Origin of the sequence: Aurantibacter sp. (assembly GCF_042094015.1) — a bacterium.
Lineage (GTDB): Bacteria > Bacteroidota > Bacteroidia > Flavobacteriales > Flavobacteriaceae > Aurantibacter.
Window position 1 is genome coordinate 1 of sequence record NZ_JBELDZ010000015.1, and the last position, 18197, is coordinate 18197.

Annotated in this window: 19 protein-coding genes; 8 read left to right on the top strand and 11 right to left on the bottom strand. The window is 29.0% G+C overall.

Features of this window, described 5'->3' with window-relative positions; all coding sequences use genetic code 11:
- The first annotated feature begins 154 nt into the window (after positions 1–154).
- From ACFDSN_RS03710 to ACFDSN_RS03725, 4 genes are all read left to right on the top strand, one after another.
- On the top strand, positions 155–1543 hold the full coding sequence (locus ACFDSN_RS03710) for a dipeptidase (RefSeq protein WP_375238482.1): 1389 nt from the start codon (positions 155–157) through the stop codon (positions 1541–1543).
- 202 nt (positions 1544–1745) lie between these two features.
- Positions 1746–2111: a BlaI/MecI/CopY family transcriptional regulator gene (locus tag ACFDSN_RS03715; RefSeq protein ID WP_375238483.1), complete on the top strand. Its 366-nt coding sequence runs from the start codon at positions 1746–1748 to the stop codon at positions 2109–2111.
- A 1-nt stretch (position 2112) separates the two neighbouring features.
- Complete coding sequence (locus ACFDSN_RS03720) at positions 2113–4191, top strand: M56 family metallopeptidase (RefSeq protein WP_375238484.1); 2079 nt, start codon at positions 2113–2115, stop codon at positions 4189–4191.
- A 136-nt stretch (positions 4192–4327) separates the two neighbouring features.
- On the top strand, positions 4328–5428 hold the full coding sequence (locus ACFDSN_RS03725; protein WP_375238485.1) for a DUF4407 domain-containing protein: 1101 nt from the start codon (positions 4328–4330) through the stop codon (positions 5426–5428).
- 7 nt (positions 5429–5435) lie between these two features.
- On the opposite strand, the gene ACFDSN_RS03730 is transcribed toward ACFDSN_RS03725, so the two are convergent.
- From ACFDSN_RS03730 to ACFDSN_RS03750, 5 genes are all read right to left on the bottom strand, one after another.
- Complete coding sequence (locus tag ACFDSN_RS03730; RefSeq protein ID WP_375238486.1) at positions 5436–5702, bottom strand: DUF1272 domain-containing protein; 267 nt, start codon at positions 5700–5702, stop codon at positions 5436–5438.
- 42 nt (positions 5703–5744) lie between these two features.
- Positions 5745–6323: a PhnA domain-containing protein gene (locus ACFDSN_RS03735; RefSeq protein WP_375238487.1), complete on the bottom strand. Its 579-nt coding sequence runs from the start codon at positions 6321–6323 to the stop codon at positions 5745–5747.
- Between the two features lie 76 nt (positions 6324–6399).
- The gene (locus ACFDSN_RS03740; protein ID WP_375238488.1) at positions 6400–7002 is read right to left on the bottom strand and encodes an FAD-dependent oxidoreductase; all 603 of its coding nucleotides are present in this window, start codon (positions 7000–7002) and stop codon (positions 6400–6402) included.
- Complete coding sequence (locus tag ACFDSN_RS03745; RefSeq protein WP_375238489.1) at positions 7003–7203, bottom strand: hypothetical protein; 201 nt, start codon at positions 7201–7203, stop codon at positions 7003–7005.
- Positions 7204–7214: 11 nt separating this feature from the next.
- On the bottom strand, positions 7215–7796 hold the full coding sequence (locus ACFDSN_RS03750; RefSeq protein ID WP_375238490.1) for a MarC family protein: 582 nt from the start codon (positions 7794–7796) through the stop codon (positions 7215–7217).
- A 103-nt stretch (positions 7797–7899) separates the two neighbouring features.
- Here ACFDSN_RS03750 and ACFDSN_RS03755 point away from each other — a divergent pair, with 103 nt between their 5' ends.
- From ACFDSN_RS03755 to ACFDSN_RS03770, 4 genes are all read left to right on the top strand, one after another.
- Positions 7900–8484, top strand: a complete 585-nt coding sequence (locus ACFDSN_RS03755) for a DUF3109 family protein (protein WP_375238491.1) — start codon at positions 7900–7902, stop codon at positions 8482–8484.
- Between the two features lie 308 nt (positions 8485–8792).
- Positions 8793–10067 carry a ribonucleotide-diphosphate reductase subunit beta gene (locus tag ACFDSN_RS03760; protein WP_375238492.1) on the top strand — a complete coding sequence of 425 codons (1275 nt, stop codon included), beginning with the start codon at positions 8793–8795 and terminating at the stop codon, positions 10065–10067.
- 2 nt (positions 10068–10069) lie between these two features.
- Complete coding sequence (locus tag ACFDSN_RS03765; protein ID WP_375238493.1) at positions 10070–11854, top strand: ribonucleoside-diphosphate reductase subunit alpha; 1785 nt, start codon at positions 10070–10072, stop codon at positions 11852–11854.
- A 69-nt stretch (positions 11855–11923) separates the two neighbouring features.
- Positions 11924–12409, top strand: coding sequence for an RDD family protein (locus ACFDSN_RS03770; RefSeq protein WP_375238494.1), 486 nt, complete (start codon positions 11924–11926; stop codon positions 12407–12409).
- A 4-nt stretch (positions 12410–12413) separates the two neighbouring features.
- Here the strand turns inward: ACFDSN_RS03770 and ACFDSN_RS03775 are convergent, their stop codons facing one another.
- The 6 genes from ACFDSN_RS03775 to ACFDSN_RS03800 all read right to left on the bottom strand — a co-directional run bounded on the left by ACFDSN_RS03775 (position 12414) and on the right by ACFDSN_RS03800 (position 18143).
- Positions 12414–13424, bottom strand: a complete 1011-nt coding sequence (locus ACFDSN_RS03775) for a transglutaminase domain-containing protein (protein ID WP_375238495.1) — start codon at positions 13422–13424, stop codon at positions 12414–12416.
- Between the two features lie 17 nt (positions 13425–13441).
- Positions 13442–13924: a carboxypeptidase-like regulatory domain-containing protein gene (locus ACFDSN_RS03780; protein WP_375238496.1), complete on the bottom strand. Its 483-nt coding sequence runs from the start codon at positions 13922–13924 to the stop codon at positions 13442–13444.
- 203 nt (positions 13925–14127) lie between these two features.
- A complete protein-coding gene (locus ACFDSN_RS03785; RefSeq protein ID WP_375238497.1) occupies positions 14128–14979 on the bottom strand; it encodes an SH3 domain-containing protein in 852 nt (283 codons plus the stop codon).
- Between the two features lie 12 nt (positions 14980–14991).
- Entirely contained in the window at positions 14992–15300 is a 309-nt protein-coding gene (locus ACFDSN_RS03790; protein WP_375238498.1) for a hypothetical protein, read from the bottom strand.
- Positions 15297–16670, bottom strand: a complete 1374-nt coding sequence (mptB, locus tag ACFDSN_RS03795) for a polyprenol phosphomannose-dependent alpha 1,6 mannosyltransferase MptB (RefSeq protein WP_375238499.1) — start codon at positions 16668–16670, stop codon at positions 15297–15299. The genes ACFDSN_RS03790 and mptB overlap by 4 nt, the downstream gene beginning before the upstream one ends.
- A gap of 42 nt (positions 16671–16712) precedes the next feature.
- Complete coding sequence (locus tag ACFDSN_RS03800; protein WP_375238521.1) at positions 16713–18143, bottom strand: glycosyltransferase; 1431 nt, start codon at positions 18141–18143, stop codon at positions 16713–16715.
- Positions 18144–18197 lie beyond the last annotated feature (54 nt).

The window sequence follows — 18197 nt, forward strand, 5'->3', positions numbered from 1 at the left end:
CTCGCGGCACTAGATCCTAAGTCTAGCGTGTCTACCAATTCCACCACGCCCGCAAATAAGGACTGCAAATATAAACATTAGTTTTAATTAACAAACAAACCTTGAGTATAAAATCTATACTTTTTGTATTTTTACTAAAATTCAAAAAATTCTTATGCAAGATTCTAGATCCTACGTTGAAAAACACCAAAAACGTTTTTTAAACGAATTAATAGATTTACTTAAAATACCATCTATAAGTGCAGATTCTGCTTATAAAAAAGATGTTATAAATACAGCAGACGAAGTCGCTAAAAGCTTAAAAGATGCAGGTTGCGATACAGTAGAAATTTGTGAAACAGATGGTTATCCAATTATTTATGCTCATAAAATTATAGATAAAGATTTACCAACGATTTTAGTTTACGGACATTACGATGTGCAACCACCAGATCCAATAGATTTATGGACATCTCCACCATTTGAACCAGTAATTAAATCAACAGAATTACATCCAGAAGGTGCAATTTTTGCTCGTGGCGCTTGCGATGATAAAGGACAAATGTACATGCACGTTAAAGCAATGGAGTTCATGACACAAACCAATCAATTACCTTGTAACGTAAAGTTTATGATAGAAGGCGAAGAAGAAGTTGGTTCTGTTAATTTAGCAACCTTTGTAAAAAATAACCAAGAAAAACTTAAAAATGATGTTATTTTAATTAGCGATACAGGAATGATTGCTAAAGACGTACCATCAATAACAACAGGTTTACGCGGATTAAGTTATGTAGAAGTAGAAGTTATAGGTCCAAATAGAGATTTACATTCTGGATTATATGGAGGGGCAGTAGCAAACCCAATAAATGTATTAACAAAAATGATAGCTTCGCTTCACGACGAAAATAACCATATAACAATACCAGGCTTTTACAATAATGTAGAAGAATTAAGTCTTGAAGAACGAGCAGAAATGGCAAAAGCACCTTTTAGTTTAGAGAACTATAAAAAAGCTTTAGATATAGAAGCAGTTTATGGAGAAAATGGCTATTCAACAAACGAGCGTAATTCTATTAGACCAACATTAGACGTTAACGGAATTTGGGGCGGATATACTGGCGAAGGTGCTAAAACAGTAATTGCTAGTAAAGCCTATGCAAAAATATCTATGCGTTTAGTTCCAAATCAAGATTGGGAAACCATTACAGATTTATTTAAAACACATTTTGAATCTATTGCACCTAAAGGCGTAAAAGTAAAAGTAACACCACATCATGGCGGACAAGGTTATGTAACACCAATAGATAGTTTAGGTTACCAAGCCGCAAGTAAAGCTTACGAAACCACGTTTGGTAAAAAACCAATACCGCAACGCAGTGGTGGGTCTATTCCAATAGTATCATTATTTGAAGAAGAACTTAAAAGCAAAACCATTTTAATGGGATTTGGTTTAGATAGTGACGCCATACATTCTCCAGACGAGCATTTTGGAGTTTGGAACTACTTAAAAGGAATAGAAACTATTCCATATTTTTATAAATACTTTACAGAATTAAAAAAATAAAAATCAATATAATACCTTTAAAACCCGTTCTAATTGGAACGGGTTTTTTGTTTAAATAAACTTGTTGCCTCTCAATTAAACTAAATGGTAAGGCGCTGTTTTACTATTAAATCACTTAAATATTTAAAAAATAAATGCTCTACACTTGTAGAGTTTATTTATTTATTCTACATTTGTAGAAGTTACTCTAAAGATGTAGAATATGCAATTATCAAAAACAGAAGAAGAATTAATGAATCATATCTGGAAACTCAAAAAAGGATTTATGAAAGATTTATTAGAAGCGTATCCAGAACCAAAGCCTAAAACAACAACTGTAGCAACTTTGTTAAAACGAATGGCAGATAAAGGATTTGTGGGGTATAAGTTGTTTGGTAAATCTAGAGAATATTATCCATTGGTAAAAAAGAAAGATTATTTCTCTAAACACGTAAACGGACTAATAAAAAATTTCTTTAACGATAGTAGTTCTCAATTTGCATCTTTTTTTACTAAAGAAACTAACCTTTCTAAAGTAGAGTTAGAAGAATTAAGAGCAATTATAGATAACGAAATAAAAAACAAATAATATGGAACTGTCTATCTTATTAAAATCTGGTGTATGTTTAGCAGTATTTATGCTGTTTTATAAATTGGTTTTAGAACATTTGTCTATCCATCATTTTAAACGTTATTATTTGTTAATAGCAATAGTGGCCTCTATAGTTATTCCATTTATTACCTTCTATAATTATGTGGAGCCTGAAGTTTTAGATTTATTAGAAACTATAGCTGTTCCACAAAATTTTCAACCAGACTTAAATCTTGAAATTGTAGAAACACCAATAGATTATTTATCAATATTATTATGGTCTATTTATGGATTAGGAGTTCTTGTTTTTGGAATTAAATTTAGTTTAAATATACGTGGTTTATTAAGAGATATTTCAACTAACGAGAAACATAAAACTGCAAGTTTTACGTCTGTTTTAGTTAATAAACCTACTATTCCACATACATTTTTTAGCTATATCTTTTTCAATAAAAAAGACTACTCGGAGCATAAAATACCTAAAGAAGTTTTATTACATGAACTAACGCACGCAAAACAAAAACACAGTTTAGATATTGTGTTTATAGAACTGTTACAAGTTGTGTTTTGGTTTAACCCATTATTATACTTCATAAAAAAAGATATTAAATTAAATCACGAATTCTTAGCAGATATATCTGTTTTAGAAAAAGGAATAGACACAAAAAAATATCAAAATATACTTTTAGATTATTCTATAAGTCAACCCCAACATAGTTTATTCAATGCTATTAATTACCCAACATTAAAAAAACGATTTACACTTATGAAAACAAAAAGCACAAAAACAGTCATTTTACTGCGTACCTTATTAATTGTGCCAGTAGTAGCACTTTTAGTTTATGGTTTTTCTACAACTGAAACTATAGAGTTAAAAGATGTTAAGGAATCTAATAAAATTTCAAATTCAATAAATAATGAACAGAACTCAGTAGATATTAAAACAGGATTTATTACAATTGAAGATGTAACTCATTATTTTGTAACCTATAATAATGTAACAAGATATTTTAATCCAAATGGTATTGAAGTAAATAAGTATGGAGAACACATTAATGGATCAAAACAAGTTAATGCAACAAATGTAATCCCTGGGAATTATGTTGCTAAGGTTTATAAAGACGATAAAGTTGTTATTCAGTTTTTTGAAAATGAAAACCCATATAAACATTTAGTAAATGAAGACATAATATTAACAATAAATGGAATTATATGTAAAGAAGACTGTTTTTTTAAGTTCACAAAAAAACAAGTGGAATATTTAATAATAGGTACTACAGGAGACGAGGAAATAACTTCATTTAATTTAAAATTTCCAGGTAAACCAACTCAAAATATAAAGGGAAATAAAATTAATACTAATGCAAAATCATATTTAGCAGACGCTAAAATGGGTGCAAATATTCAATTATTTAACGTAAAATCTGGTAAAATAAAATTCCCGCCAGCTATTATTACTTTAGTAAGTAACACATCTAAAGAAATAGATAATTCACCAATAGTTGTAAAAGGCGAGAAATCTTTATTGCCAGCTCCTCCGCCACCGCCAATTTCTCCAAATGCAACAGCAGAAGAGAAAGAGAAGTATAAAAAAATGATTTCAGAATATAAAAAGCAGCACAAAATTGTTAAAGGTAGAGTGGTTGTAAAAGGCGAGAAATCTTTACTGCCAGCTCCTCCGCCACCACCAATTCCTCAAAATGCAACACCAGATGAGAAAGAGAGGTATAAAAAAATGATTTCAGAATACAAAAAACAGCATAAGATTGTTGAAGGAAAAGTAGTTGTAAAAGGTGAGAAATCTAATATTCCACCGCCGCCAATGTCCGATAAGATGAAACATAAAATAACAACTTATGTTAATCACTTAAGAAATGATAAATTTAAAGACTCAGAGGTTTTTTATGATTCTAAAAAAATAACTAGAGCAGAAGCTATTAAACTGGTTAAGACTGATGGTTTAATAGGTATGAAAACAGAAGAACAGCCTGATGGTTCACTAATTATCATCCTATCTCATAAACAAAGTAAAGGACCTTGGGCAGCTCCTGAGTACGATATACCTAAAACGGATTAACAACGGAACTAAAAACCAAATAAAAATCCCTTGCAGTTATATTGCAAGGGATTTTTTATGTTAAAGTTTGTAACAAAAAACACTTTTTAGCGTTCTAATAGTCTTAATATTATTTGTGTAACAAAAAACCACTATTATGCTAAAGCAATTCTTTATACTGTGTTCTGGCGCAGATGTTAATGTTTTAAAAACAGTTTCTAATGGCGAACAAAACAAATTTGTTGGTATTGGAGCAACCGTTTTTTTTACTGCAACAATGGCTTTTGTGGCATCAAGTTATGCCTTGTTTATTGTGTTCGATAATCCATTTATTGCTATAGGTTTTGGAGTACTTTGGGCTTTGTTAATTTTTAATTTAGATAGATTTATAGTATCAACAATAAAAAAACGAGATCATTTTTTAAACGAATTGCTCCAAGCTGCTCCAAGATTAATTTTGGCATTAATTATTGCAGTTGTTATTTCAAAACCTTTAGAGCTTAAAATATTTGAAAAAGAAATTAATCAGGTTTTATTAGAAGAAAAAAATGATTTAACATTAGTAAATCAAGGTCAGATAGCACAGCAATTCAATCCTAAAATTGAAGCTTTAAAAACTGATATAAATACATTAAAGACAGAGATTATTAATAAAGAAGCTAATGTTAATACACTTTATAGTACTTATATTACAGAAGCTGAAGGTACATCTGGCACAAATAAACTAGGAAAAGGTCCAGTTTATAAAGAGAAGCGCCAAAAACACGATGCAGCTCTATTGGAACTTAAAAATTTAAAAGAAACCAATGGAATTAAAATTAAAGCTATTGAAACAGAAATAGCACAATTAGAATTAACTTATAAAACAAATGTAGCCACTTCTCAGCCTATTATAGATGGTTTCGATGGATTAATGGCTCGTGTTAATGCTTTAAGTAAGTTACCTTGGTTGCCTTCATTCTTTATATTTCTATTGTTTTTAGCTATAGAAACATCGCCTATTTTTGCAAAATTATTAGCGCCAAAAGGGGAATATGATTTTAAAATTGAAGATCATGAAACTGCTGTAAAAAGTTTAGTTGAGCAACGTATAAAAGAACGAAAATTGGCTATAGCAACAGATTTTAAAGTTAACGATAAAATTTACAAAGAATTATCTGAAGAGCAAGAATTATACGATATTAGATTAAAGCAAGCTAGAGAGTTAATGAAGAAACAGGCTGAAGCTCATTATAAAAAACAAGAAGGCTTATTGTAGTAAAAACTTAATCTTTCCGAATACGTTTTAAATGTGCTTCTACATCTTTTGGTTTATGTATTACAATCGTTGAAGCTGGATATTTATCCATTAAATAAAGAGGTCTAATTGGTCTTTCTGTAAAATTACCTCCACAATTTGGACACACATTTTTAAATGTGTTTGTAGCACAATCTTTGCAATAAGTACATTCAAAAGTGCAAATCATAGCACCTTTAGAATCTGCTGCTAAATTTGTATTACAATGTTCGCAAGTTGGTCGGATTTCTAACATAAACTAAAATTTAATTCAATTTTTTGATTAAAATCTTGAGGCTTATAATTTCTTAACGTATTCTGTAATAATTACAATTCGAGTAGGACCAACTTTACCTTCTATAAAAGTTTCGTTTTCATGATCTAATCTAATATTTCTAACCGCAGTTCCTTGTTTTGCAATCATACTAGAGCCTTTTACTTTTAAATCCTTTATTAAAACTACAGAATCTCCAGTTTCTAAAACAACACCATTTACATCTCTGTGAATTAATTTACCTTCTTCATCTTCGCCTTCGCCAGTAGATTTTGCCCATTCTAAAACGTCTTCTTCAAAATACATCATGTCAACCAAATCTTGTGGCCAACCTTTGTCTCGTAAACGACTAAGCATACGCCAGGCTTGAACTTGTACGGCTTCGTTTTCGTTCCACATACTATCGTTTAAACAACGCCAATGATTTTCTTCGGTTTGTTCTGGATCTGTAATTTGAGTTACACATGTTTTACAAGCGTAAATTTGAGTTTTTAAGTTTTCTTCTCTTGCGCCTTCTAGTGTGAAAATTTGTAAGTGTTCATTGCTAGAACATAATTCGCATTTTTCACCACTTCTTTTCTTTAATTCGCGTTCAAAACTCATAGTTTATAGTATTTATTACAATATTAGTGATTATTTGATGAACAGAAGGATTTGGACTTTAAGTTTTGTTATGGAATTAAACCTTATCGTGAATTTTAGTATGCTTTCCGTTATTCCAAAATGTTAGTATATCTGTAGCAACTTGTGCGCCACTTCCAGAAGCAATAGCAAACTGACTTCTTCCGCCAGCTAGAGTTCCAGCAACATAAAGGTTTTTTGCAACTAAATGATTTTCGTTTTTAAGCCAAACTCGATCTTTTTCTATAGCGGCTTGTGGATGAGGTTCTAAATAGCTTTCTAGTCCATTAATATTAATAAGACTTGTGTAGCCAACTGCAACTACAACACGCATTGTCTTGTAAGTGTTTTTATTTGTTTTAACTTCAAAATAAGTTTTAAAGTTAGTTATACTGATTACTTTTTCTTTTTCAACTTGAAGTACTTCTGGATAAAGATGTTTAAGTTGTTTTTTTCCAGATTCTAAAAGGTCTCTACCTAAAGTTCCTGGTTCTAAACCTAATACATTGTTGAATAAAGCGTTTTGTAAATGAGATGTTTTTTGATGCGTAATAATTGCAACACTTTTAGATTTAGCAAAAGGTTTATTTAAACCAGATCCCAAAACTAAAGCACAAGATAATCCTGCTGCACCGCCTCCAACTATTAGCGTATCTAGCATTTATTTACCTTTACTTTTTAGTTCAATCTTTTTAGAAACTCTTAATATTTGGAGCAATAAAATAGCACAAAGTCCAGCTAAAATAGTAATAAGAGCAGATAGGCTTTTATCTTGAAAAGGTGATTCAAAATTAATAAGTGTTATGTTGTAGATTATTAATCCTACAGCAACTATAGTTAATATATATGTAAATACTTTCATGGTTTAAAAGCTTAAGCAAATAATATTTTAATGTTTTGTGCAAATAATTTTACGGCAATAGCTAATAATAATACACCAAAAATCTTACGAATAATACTAATTCCGTTTTGACCTAAAAATTTCTCAATGCGCTTAGATGTTTTTAAAACGGCATAAATTACAATAACATTTAATAGTACCGCAATTATAATATTTTGAATTTCAAATTCTGCACGTAAAGAAAGTAGTGTTGTTAAACTTCCTGGTCCTGCAATTAATGGAAATGCTAACGGAAAAACAGAAGCTGTTATTGGATTAGTTTCTTCTTCTTTATATAAAGTAATTCCTAAAATCATTTCTAGTGCAATAAAAAACAAGATAAAAGATCCAGCAACAGCAAAAGAATAGACATCTAAGCCAATAAGTTGTAACATGCTTTGTCCTAAAAATAAAAAAGCAATTAAAATTACACCAGCAATAATAGCAGCTTTTCCACTTTGAATATGACCTACTTTTTTGCGTAAATCAATAACTAAAGGTGTGTTTCCAATAATATCAATTACTGCAAAAAGTACCATAAAAGCTGTAAAAATCTGTTTTAATTCGAATTCCATAATTCTTTTTTTAATTTTCGTTGCAAAAGTATCTTAATATAAAGACTTTATTGTTAAATAAAAGTAAAGTTTCTCTAAATTTGTACCAAATAAAAAGGCTGTTATGTTTCAAATAGGAAAAACTATTGTTTCTGAAGAGATTATTGAAAACGATTTTATGTGTAATCTTTCCGCTTGTAAAGGAGCTTGCTGTATAAATGGAGATGCTGGAGCTCCACTTACAGTTGAAGAAGCTGACATTTTAAATGACATTTATCCTAAAATAAAATCATATTTACGTCCTGAAGGAATTACTGCTATTGAGTCTCAAGGAACATCTGTATTAAATTTTGGAGAATTAGAAACCCCTTTAATTAATAACGCAGATTGTGCTTATGTTATTTTTGACGAAAAAAATACAGCGCTTTGTGGTATTGAAGAAGCCTATAATCAAGGAGATATAACTTGGAAAAAACCAGTTTCTTGTCATTTGTATCCAATTCGTGTAAAAGAATATTCTGAATTTTCCGCGGTTAATTATAATAGATGGGAAATTTGTGATGATGCATGTAGTTTGGGTAAAGAATTACAAGTTCCAGTATACAAATTTGTTAAAGAAGCTTTAATTAGAAAATTTGGTAAAACTTGGTATAATGATTTATGCTCAGCAGCCGAAAAACATGTAAAAAAGGAAGAAATAAAATCTTAAAATCTCTTTCTTTTTTGTATTCTTATTTTGTAAGTGTATTTCTTATTTTTACAAATAATATTTTTTATTTCTTAGCTCAGCAAGTGTAAAATAAAGGTGTTACAGTCTTTGTTAAAAACTTGTTGAAAAGCTCTTTTCTTTTTTCAAAAATCAATCTAACTATTTCTGATATTTGTTAAACCAAAAAGCACATCAATTATTCTAGAGGATATTTTAAGTTAATTCTGGCAAATTAAATGTTTAGTTTTTAATTTAAAAGTCAGCATATTTTATACTTGCTTTTGGTAGAAATTTTAAGAAGTAAAAAGATGGAAATAACGCAAATTATTAAGAGAGATTATGAAACTAGTAGTTTTGTTTTAAACAAAATTACTAATGCTGTTGAAAAGGCAATGATGTCTGTTCAAGTAGGAACACGTAATGATGCGGAAAATATTTCTAATAATGTCTATAATAGCTTACTTCAGCTAAAAAACAATGAAGTAAACTACATTCCAACAGTAGAGCAGGTTCAAGATATTGTTGAAGAGAAATTAATGGAGAGCTCTTTTCCAAATGTAGCAAAAGCTTATATTCTTTATAGAAATGAGCAAGCAAGAAAAAGAGAAACTAATATTTTTGAAAAACGAATTAATTTTAAGCCTTTTGAATATCCACAATTATACGAATATGTGAACGCAATAAGACACTCTTATTGGATACACACTGAATTTAATTACACTAGTGATGTTCAGGATTTTAAAACAGGATTAAATGAGGTTGAACGTAGCGTTATAAAAAATGCAATGTTAGCAATATCTCAAATTGAAGTTGCTGTTAAAACATTTTGGGGAGATATTTACCATAAAATGCCAAAGCCAGAAGTTGGAGCTGTTGGAGCCACTTTTTCAGAAAGTGAAGTAAGACACCACGATGCTTACTCTCATTTGTTAGAGGTTTTAGGTCTAAATAATGAGTTTAAAGAACTTAAAAAGAAACCAGTAATGATGGAAAGAGTTCATTACTTGGAAACAGCTTTAAGAAATTCAAAAAGTGAGGATAATAAGGATTACGCAGAGTCTATTGTATTGTTTTCATTATTTATAGAACACGTGTCATTGTTTTCTCAATTTTTAATAATAATGGCTTTTAATAAACATAAAAATGTATTAAAAGGAATTTCAAATGTTGTAGAAGCAACATCTAAAGAGGAACAGATACATGGTGATTTTGGAATAGATATTATTAAAATTCTAAGAGACGAAAATCCAAAGTGGTTTGGTAAAGAATATAAAGAAACCACAACCAATATGTGTAAGCAAGCCTTTGAGGCAGAAAGCAAAATTGTAGATTGGATTTTTGAGAAAGGAGAACTAGATTTCTTACCTAAAAACGTTGTAAATGAGTTTTTGAAAAACCGTTTTAATAAATCTTTAGTTAGTATTGGATTAGAAAACGTTTTTGAGGTAGATGAAGAATTATTAAAAGAAACAGAATGGTTTGACGATGAAATTATTGGTACAAAACATGGCGATTTCTTTGTGAAAAGATCAATAGCATACACAAAAAGAAGCAAAAGTATAACTTACGAAGACCTATTTTAATTATGAGCGAGAACACCATAACCAACCAAAACCTAAAAGTCTCTAGTGCAAACGACCTTGTAGAGGCAAGAAAAAAAGCATTACAAGTTAGTAATGAATTAAGTAATCAACCAGAAATTGAGTGGTTAACAGAAAACAGTCGTAAGTTTTTAGAATCTGGATATTTAACAGATGGAATAACTCCAGAACAACGTATTAGAGATATAGCAGAAAATGCAGAACGCATCTTAAAGATTGATGGTTATGCAGATAAGTTCTATAAATATATGGCTGCTGGTTATTATTCTTTAGCTTCTCCAGTATGGTCTAATTTTGGTAAGCAAAGAGGTTTGCCTATTAGTTGCTTTGGTTCTCACATAGCAGATGATATGGGTGATATTTTATACTCGCAATCTGAAGTAGGAATGATGTCTAAACTAGGTGGAGGAACATCTGGATACTTTGGTAAATTACGTCATAGAGGTGCACCGGTAAAAAACAACGGTAAGTCTTCTGGTTCAGTTCACATTATGCAATTATTTGAAAAAATGGTTGATGTTGTAAGTCAAGGTTCTGTTAGAAGAGGTCGTTTTTCACCTTATTTACCAATAGATCATCCAGATATTAACGAGTTTTTAGAAATAGGAACAGAAGGAAATCCAATCCAAGAACTTACACATGGTGTTACTGTAGGTAATAAATGGATGGAAGAAATGCGCGATGGTGATGTTGAAAAACGTAAGGTTTGGGCTAAAGTTTTACAATCAAGATCAGAAATAGGATATCCATATATACTATTTAGAGATAATGCAAACAATAATGCTGCAGATGTTTATAAAGACAAAAACATGGAGATTTACGCAAGTAACTTGTGTACAGAAATCATGTTACCTTCTAATGAAGATTGGTCTTTTGTATGTTGCTTATCATCTATAAACTTATTGCATTATGATAAGTGGAAAGATACAGATGCTGTAGAAACACTTACATATTTCTTAGATGCTGTAATGGAAGAGTTTATTACGAAGTTAGATGTATTTAAAAACTCTGATGATCGTGATGATGTACTTACATTTAAATTTATGGAGAAAGCCTATAATTTTGCAAAAGAAAATAGAGCTTTAGGATTAGGTGCTTTAGGATGGCATTCATTATTACAATCTAAAATGTTATCTTTTGATAGTAAAGAAGCATTCGATTTAAATTATGAAATATTTAAATGTATTAAAGATAAATCATACAAAGCATCTGAAGAGTTAGCTAAAATGTATGGTGAACCAGAAGTATTAAAAGGATATGGACGACGAAATACAACGCTTAATGCAATTGCGCCAACAACTTCTTCTGCTTTTATTTTAGGACAAGTATCTCAAGGTATAGAGCCAATATGGTCAAATATTTATGTAAAAGATATTGCTAAAATTAAAACAACTATTAAAAACCCATTTTTAGTAAGTCTTTTAGAGGAGAAAGGAAAAAATACAGTAGATGTTTGGAGAAGTATTCGTGATATGGATGGATCTGTTCAACATTTAGATTTCTTTACAGAACATGAAAAGAATGTATTTAAAACATATCCTGAAATAGATCAATTAGATGTGGTATATCAAGCCGCTAGTAGACAAAACTTTATAGATCAAGGACAATCTATTAACGTTATGGTTCATCCAGATATGCCAACAAAAGATTTAAATAATATTTATGTTACTGCTTGGCAAATGGGCGTAAAATCTATGTACTACCAACATAGTATGAATGCAGCTCAAAAATTTAAACAAAAGAAAGAATGTACTAGTTGCGAAGGTTAAACCAAGCACATAGAATTAAATAATAAAAAGCTTCAATATTATATTGAAGCTTTTTTCTTATCACTTTATATGAAAGTAAACAAAATATTAGCTTCAAATGAAAAACGATTTTATAATTATTTAATAGATTCATTAGTAAAAGTCGTATTAGGAATTATAATAAGTGTAATAGTTGGACTTTATGCAAATTTCACAAATGATGTTAGTTTATATAATGTTATTGTTGAAGAAGATTCATATTTAAAATCTTTTTTAGAATCTTTAATAATTGGTGTTTTGTATTATACAGTAATAGAAACCTATACCGGTAAAAGTATTGGTAAATACATTACAAAAACAAGAGTGGTTTTAGAAGATGGATCTAACCCTGAATTTAGCGATGTTTTTTTAAGAAGCCTATGTAGGCATATTCCTTTTGATGCTTTTTCTTTTCTGGGAGAACCAGGAAAAGGTTGGCACGATAGCTTATCTAAAACCTATGTAATAGACGAGAAAAAACTCAAAGAACAAGAAGCAATAAAGGAGATTGATAATTTAGGAAAAGATATTCTTTAAAAAATCACCTTACCTTAAATGTATAAGTCGCTACTAAATCATTTTTAATAAAAAGATGTACATCGTAAAAACCTGGTGTTTTAAACTTATGCTTTAATGTTATTTTGTTATTCTCTATGAGAATAGGCTTTACTTGTGTCCTTTCAGATTGATAACCATTATCTACTACTAAATAAAAATCGGCTTTAGTTGTGTTTTTATTTAGAGTGAATTTAAAAATAGCATCATCTTTTGTGCTCAAATAAGAATGCATTTGTTTAGGAGAAATTAGTTGATTTAATTTTTCGTAGCCATTTCTATATATAATAGCTTCGTTTAAAAAAAAATTAAAGGTGTACGTTTCATTACCTAGTAAAAGCCATTTTTTATCTAATGGATAATGGGTTTTTGCAAACAACTTTGGCTCTGTAAAAAAGTAACCATCGCTATAATTAAATCTAAAATCCATTGTAATTAGATCTTGTGTTCCACTAGCCCAAGTAACATCTACTAAATACCATTTGTTATTTAGAAATACAGCATTCCAAGAATGGTTAGGCGTATTAAAATTCTCAACATCTGTTAGGCTGGATCTTCCAAAACCATGAATTATTTTACATTTTAAATTAGCAAAATAACAAAGCTCTTTTATTATATATGCATATCCAGTACAAATAGTTTTATTGTGCTTTAAAAGGTTCTTAAATAGCTTTGGTTTAAATGTTTTAATCCATTTGTTAAGTTTAATGCTATTACTTTTAAAACGATTTAGTTTAGCATCATGTAAATCTTGCAAATCGTAATCGTTTGCAATATTTGTTGCAACCCAAAAATAGATGGCTCTAAATTTTTCTGCATTAGTCTCTAGGTTATTAGTTAGATTGTAAGCTAGTTTTGGTAAATTTTTTATATCATTATTTTTATAAGCCATAGCAACACTATCGGCTTTTGTGAAATCTAGATGAATAAAATCTGATTTTTGAGCCTGTAACTGACATATAAAAAATAATGATATAAAGAGTTTAAGTAATTTCATTTTATAATTTACAAGAGTTATTTTCTATTACTTCTGTAAGGTTTTTCAGATCCAGAAGATGTTAAAATAACTTCAAATTCTTTTGCTTTCATAGTTATGTTTATAACTCGACTGGTTTCTGAAATTGTAACCTCTTGTGTTTCGCAACCAACATAACTAACCACTAAAATATCTCCTTTTTTAAGTGGTTTAGGGAATTTAAACGCTCCTTTTTTTGTAGTTGCAGTTCCAATACGTGTGTTTTTTAAAATAACATTGGCGCTATCTAAAGGACCATATTCATCGGTAATAACTCCAGAAACAATAATAGACGAATCTACAGATTTGGAAATTACTGTTGGAGTTTCTTGTGCAGTTACAAATTGACAACTTAATGTTGTCGCCACAATAATAGACATAATGGCAAAGCTCTTATTTAAGCTAAAAGCAAAATTTTGAGTCGTGTTTACGGAATTATTTACATCCGATTTTTTCTGAGGTGTTTTTAAAAGTGTTTTCATAATTTATATTATTTACATCAAATATAGATGGATATAAAAAGTTATGAAATCGCGATTGAGTAGGTTATGCGTTTGATTGAGTGAAGTATTGTTTTAGTTGAGGTAACTTATTAGTAAAAGAAGATAAAAGTGAATTGAAGATTATTCTATAATGAAAAAACACATCTAAATTTAGATGTGTTTTGATTCTTTTTAAGGTTCGTTTAACGGTTTTGTGTAAGATTAGTACTAAATAGAAAACCTCTATAAACATAACCAAAACTATTGTTAAAATAAATTAAAACCCATTTTTTGTTTATGTCACTTAAAACAAACAATTTATCGTTTGGATAAGCTTTTCCAATGACTTTAGAATTTTCAATATTTGGTCCAGACCTAATATTAAGATAGGTTTCCACTTTTGGGTATACTTGATTAACATCTTTAAAGTTATCAAGAGGACTTAATTCATCATAAATAACTAATGGCTTATTAGTATCGTTATTTATTATTTTAAAGATATATCCATCTTTATTTTTTTCTAATTTATTTGAACTATTTACATTGAATAACTTACCTAAATCTACATTTTCATACGAAAGCATCCCTAGATTTTTGTGTGTTGTGTTATTTAGTTCTATTACTTGATACGTTAATAATTCCTCAGTAGAAAGTGGTAGTAATAAGGTTTGAATATTATTACCACAATTAAAAACTTTTATATCTGAAATTGAAGTCTTTTTATCTGTTTCATATGTAAAATTTAGATGTGTTAAATAAAAATGATTATTAACTTTTAGCAATGCTTTTTCTTGAGTATCTATTAAAATCATTTCAAAAATCAAGTCTTCTCCAAATAATTTAAACACACTAAATTCAGCATAATCTTTTCTCTCATAATTAATATTTATTTGTTCACAAACAGAATTAATTATTGAAGAATTATTACTTACAGAAACATTTTTCTTGTTATTAAAATGATTTTGTTTTTTTTCCTTTTTACAACCAAATAAAACTATGCTAAAAAATATTACATATAAAATAGTATAATATTGAAAGTTTAACGTCACTCTCATACTTTTTTGATTTTAGTTCTTGTTGTTTTTAACGCTTTGGTCTTGTTTTCCATAAAATACAACCATAACTTTTCCAAGAATAAAATAAAGTACTAAAACTATAAGTCCTCCAATTAAAAAGCCATTTTCTATTAGTAGATCTAGCCCATAATTAAAATGAAAAAGAACTAAACAAATTATAAACTGAAGAACTGCGTAAGCAATATTACCTTTTGGGCTGTATCCAAATAGTCCAAGAAAATATGTTTTAGTTAATCCAAAAATTAAATGAGGCATTGCATTAACTAATAATGCACCAATAAAAAAATCTATTAAATTCATTTTATACTATTTTTAAGTTTTCTATTAAAAAATACATCCCAAAAAAACACACTATAAACCAAAATGTACTGTATGAAAAGTAATAATATGTTTTCTTTAAAATCTATTTGAGAATACGTATAATAGCTTAATACAACTATAAAACTCCAAACTATTACATAGTTATAAGTAGTAAAAACACTTAGAATTAATACTGTTGCTATATACCAAGGATGTACTGTTGTGGCTGTAAATAAATAAAAACTTAAGGCTAATAATAAAGATGTAATTAAAGTTTTAGGTTGTTGGTTTTTACGTAAAAAGGTAATTAGTAGTGTAAATAGTATAACGAGTATTGGTATTAATTTTCCAATTATTTTAATTTCGTTATAGCCTCTAAACCAATAACCAATTTCTCTAAAAACATAATATAAACTGGCATTAAACTCAAAATCACCAAACCACAATCCTATTGTTTTACTGTAATTGGCAATGAGTTCTTGAGATAAAAATGGTAAGAAACTAACAACTAATGTGAGAATAACTAAAATGTAAAAACTAATTAGTTTTATGAAATTAACTACAGTAAATTCTGTACTCTTTTTATGTTTTAAAAACCACCAAAAAAACACTGGTAAAAATAGTAGTGGAATTAATTTAACAGAAATTGAACAGCCTAAAAGTATTGCTGCTATAATCCACTTGTTTTTAAATAAGTAATATAAACTAGAAATTAAAAAGAAAACCATTACACTTTCAAAATGTAAGTTTCCAGTTAATTCAATTATAATAAATGGATTTAAAATATACCAAAAAATCTGTTTTGGGTTAATTTTTAAATGCTCTAACAGACGTTTCCCAAAATATAAAACACCTAAGTCAGCTATAATAATTAAGATTCTTAAAACAACTACGCTTCCTAAAATACTTTTAGAGCTAAATAAGGCTGCAATAAAAAAATACAATTGATTTATTGGTGGATAATTGCTAAAATGCATAGCACTTAACTCTCCCATATTTTTATAGAGTTCTTGTGCGTTTGCTATTGGAATAATTCCAGAAGCCATTATAGTATTTGGCGTTTGTAGATAAGGATTTAAACCTTCTAGAATTAGGCGTCCATCCCAAATAAAGCGGTAAAAATCTTGAGATAAATTTGGAACAGCTAAAATAAATAAGGCTCTAAATCCAAAAGCGATATAAGCTAGCTGTTTAAAAGTTAAATTTCCAAATTTTAAAACTAGTATAAAACCTAAAAACAGTATGCTGTATAGTGAAAACAGAAATGCAAATTGTTCGCGTTCTAATTGATATGCAAATAGTATATAAGCTATTACACATATTATAATTGGTAGTATTTGTTTTGATTTTAGTAACGAAAGTGCTTTCATAAATTATGAATTAGCAATTTAACTAAAAATAATAGAAAACAATTAGGCTTTAGAAGTTAAAGACTTAAAGAATACAAAACCAAACCCTATAGTTAACATGGCGTGAAATGGAAATAATCCAAAATCTCCGCCTTGATCTCCAACTATAAAAGCGCTATACATTCCAAACGCAAAGTATAGCATTAATATGCCTTCTATAATTACATTTAAAGATATGTTTTTGCGTAAGTATTTGTTGCCTTTCCAACTATCTTTTAACGAGCTAATGTTAAATTTTGGAGTACGAACAAATTCACTTCGTTTTCCAATATGTCCTTCTAAAACGGCAATAGAATTATGTAAAGAGAATCCCATAGCTATAGAGAAAAATGTAAAGAACATAACTACGTATTGTATGAAGTCTTTAAAGGTGTTTCCGTGATTTTTCTTGTACATTACCCAATAACAGATAAAGAATATAAGTGTACTAGCCACAAAGAAACTCATTACCAAAAAGTAGTTTTTTAAGTGTGCATATTCATTTTTAATATATAGCATTGGAATACTTAAAATTCCAACTAACAATACATTTAAAAACATTGTACTATTTAGTAAGTGTAAAACACTATGTATTTTAGTTTTTAAAGATAGATTACTTTTTAAAACGCGTTTAGTCATTTTTCTAAAGTTCTCTGCGCCACCTTTGTTCCAACGGAATTGTTGAGATCTTGCTGCACTAATTACTACTGGTAATTCTGCAGGTGTAGTAACATCTTCTAAATATTTAAAATCCCAACCTTTTAATTGCGCTCTATAACTTAAATCTAAATCTTCAGTAAGTGTATCTCCTTCCCAATTTCCAGCATCTATGATACAGGTTTTACGCCATATCCCTGCTGTTCCGTTAAAGTTTATAAAGTGTCCTTTAGAGTTTCGTCCAACTTGTTCTAGGCTAAAATGCGCATCTAAAGCAAAAGCTTGAATTTTTGTTAAAATAGAATAGTCTCTATTAATATGAGACCAACGTGTTTGTACAACACCAATTTTATCATCTTTAAAATAAGGAATAGTTAGTTTTAGCCAATCTGTTTTTGGTAAGAAATCTGCATCAAAAATGGCAATATATTCACCTTTAGCTATTTCTAAACCTTCTTTTAAAGCTCCAGCTTTAAAACCTTGTCGATTAGTTCTAGTAATATGTTTAATATCTATACCTTCTTTTGCTAATTGCTCTACGTGAGCTTTTGTAGAAATTACGGTTTCGTCTGTAGAATCGTCTAAAACCTGAATTTCATATTTATCTTTTGGATAATCTATTAGTTTAATATTTTCTAAAAGTCTATCCATTACATAAGCTTCGTTAAAAACTGGTAATTGAATAGTTACAAAAGGAATTTCGTCTAGATTATCTAAATTAAACTTAGGTGAATTATCTTTTATTTTTTTTGCAGAAATATAATTAAATAGTAAGTTTAGCTGAGCTAAAGCATACATAAAGATAAGCACTAATGCTATAGAGTATATTAAAATAATAACGAACGCAAAATT

Bases quoted from the DNA above. Each gene is read 5' to 3' on its own strand.
- ACFDSN_RS03750 (WP_375238490.1), bottom strand. From the start codon at position 7,796: ATGGAATTCGAATTAAAACAGATTTTTACAGCTTTTATGGTACTTTTT.
- ACFDSN_RS03730 (WP_375238486.1), bottom strand. From the start codon at position 5,702: ATGTTAGAAATCCGACCAACTTGCGAACATTGTAATACAAATTTAGCA.
- ACFDSN_RS03715 (WP_375238483.1), top strand. From the start codon at position 1,746: ATGCAATTATCAAAAACAGAAGAAGAATTAATGAATCATATCTGGAAA.
- ACFDSN_RS03755 (WP_375238491.1), top strand. From the start codon at position 7,900: ATGTTTCAAATAGGAAAAACTATTGTTTCTGAAGAGATTATTGAAAAC.
- ACFDSN_RS03760 (WP_375238492.1), top strand. From the start codon at position 8,793: ATGGAAATAACGCAAATTATTAAGAGAGATTATGAAACTAGTAGTTTT.
- ACFDSN_RS03710 (WP_375238482.1), top strand. From the start codon at position 155: ATGCAAGATTCTAGATCCTACGTTGAAAAACACCAAAAACGTTTTTTA.
- ACFDSN_RS03720 (WP_375238484.1), top strand. From the start codon at position 2,113: ATGGAACTGTCTATCTTATTAAAATCTGGTGTATGTTTAGCAGTATTT.
- ACFDSN_RS03775 (WP_375238495.1), bottom strand. From the start codon at position 13,424: ATGAAATTACTTAAACTCTTTATATCATTATTTTTTATATGTCAGTTA.
- mptB (WP_375238499.1), bottom strand. From the start codon at position 16,670: ATGAAAGCACTTTCGTTACTAAAATCAAAACAAATACTACCAATTATA.
- ACFDSN_RS03745 (WP_375238489.1), bottom strand. From the start codon at position 7,203: ATGAAAGTATTTACATATATATTAACTATAGTTGCTGTAGGATTAATA.
- ACFDSN_RS03770 (WP_375238494.1), top strand. From the start codon at position 11,924: ATGAAAGTAAACAAAATATTAGCTTCAAATGAAAAACGATTTTATAAT.
- ACFDSN_RS03785 (WP_375238497.1), bottom strand. From the start codon at position 14,979: ATGAGAGTGACGTTAAACTTTCAATATTATACTATTTTATATGTAATA.
- ACFDSN_RS03725 (WP_375238485.1), top strand. From the start codon at position 4,328: ATGCTAAAGCAATTCTTTATACTGTGTTCTGGCGCAGATGTTAATGTT.
- ACFDSN_RS03735 (WP_375238487.1), bottom strand. From the start codon at position 6,323: ATGAGTTTTGAACGCGAATTAAAGAAAAGAAGTGGTGAAAAATGCGAA.
- ACFDSN_RS03740 (WP_375238488.1), bottom strand. From the start codon at position 7,002: ATGCTAGATACGCTAATAGTTGGAGGCGGTGCAGCAGGATTATCTTGT.
- ACFDSN_RS03790 (WP_375238498.1), bottom strand. From the start codon at position 15,300: ATGAATTTAATAGATTTTTTTATTGGTGCATTATTAGTTAATGCAATG.
- ACFDSN_RS03765 (WP_375238493.1), top strand. From the start codon at position 10,070: ATGAGCGAGAACACCATAACCAACCAAAACCTAAAAGTCTCTAGTGCA.
- ACFDSN_RS03780 (WP_375238496.1), bottom strand. From the start codon at position 13,924: ATGAAAACACTTTTAAAAACACCTCAGAAAAAATCGGATGTAAATAAT.
- ACFDSN_RS03800 (WP_375238521.1), bottom strand. From the start codon at position 18,143: ATGTATGCTTTAGCTCAGCTAAACTTACTATTTAATTATATTTCTGCA.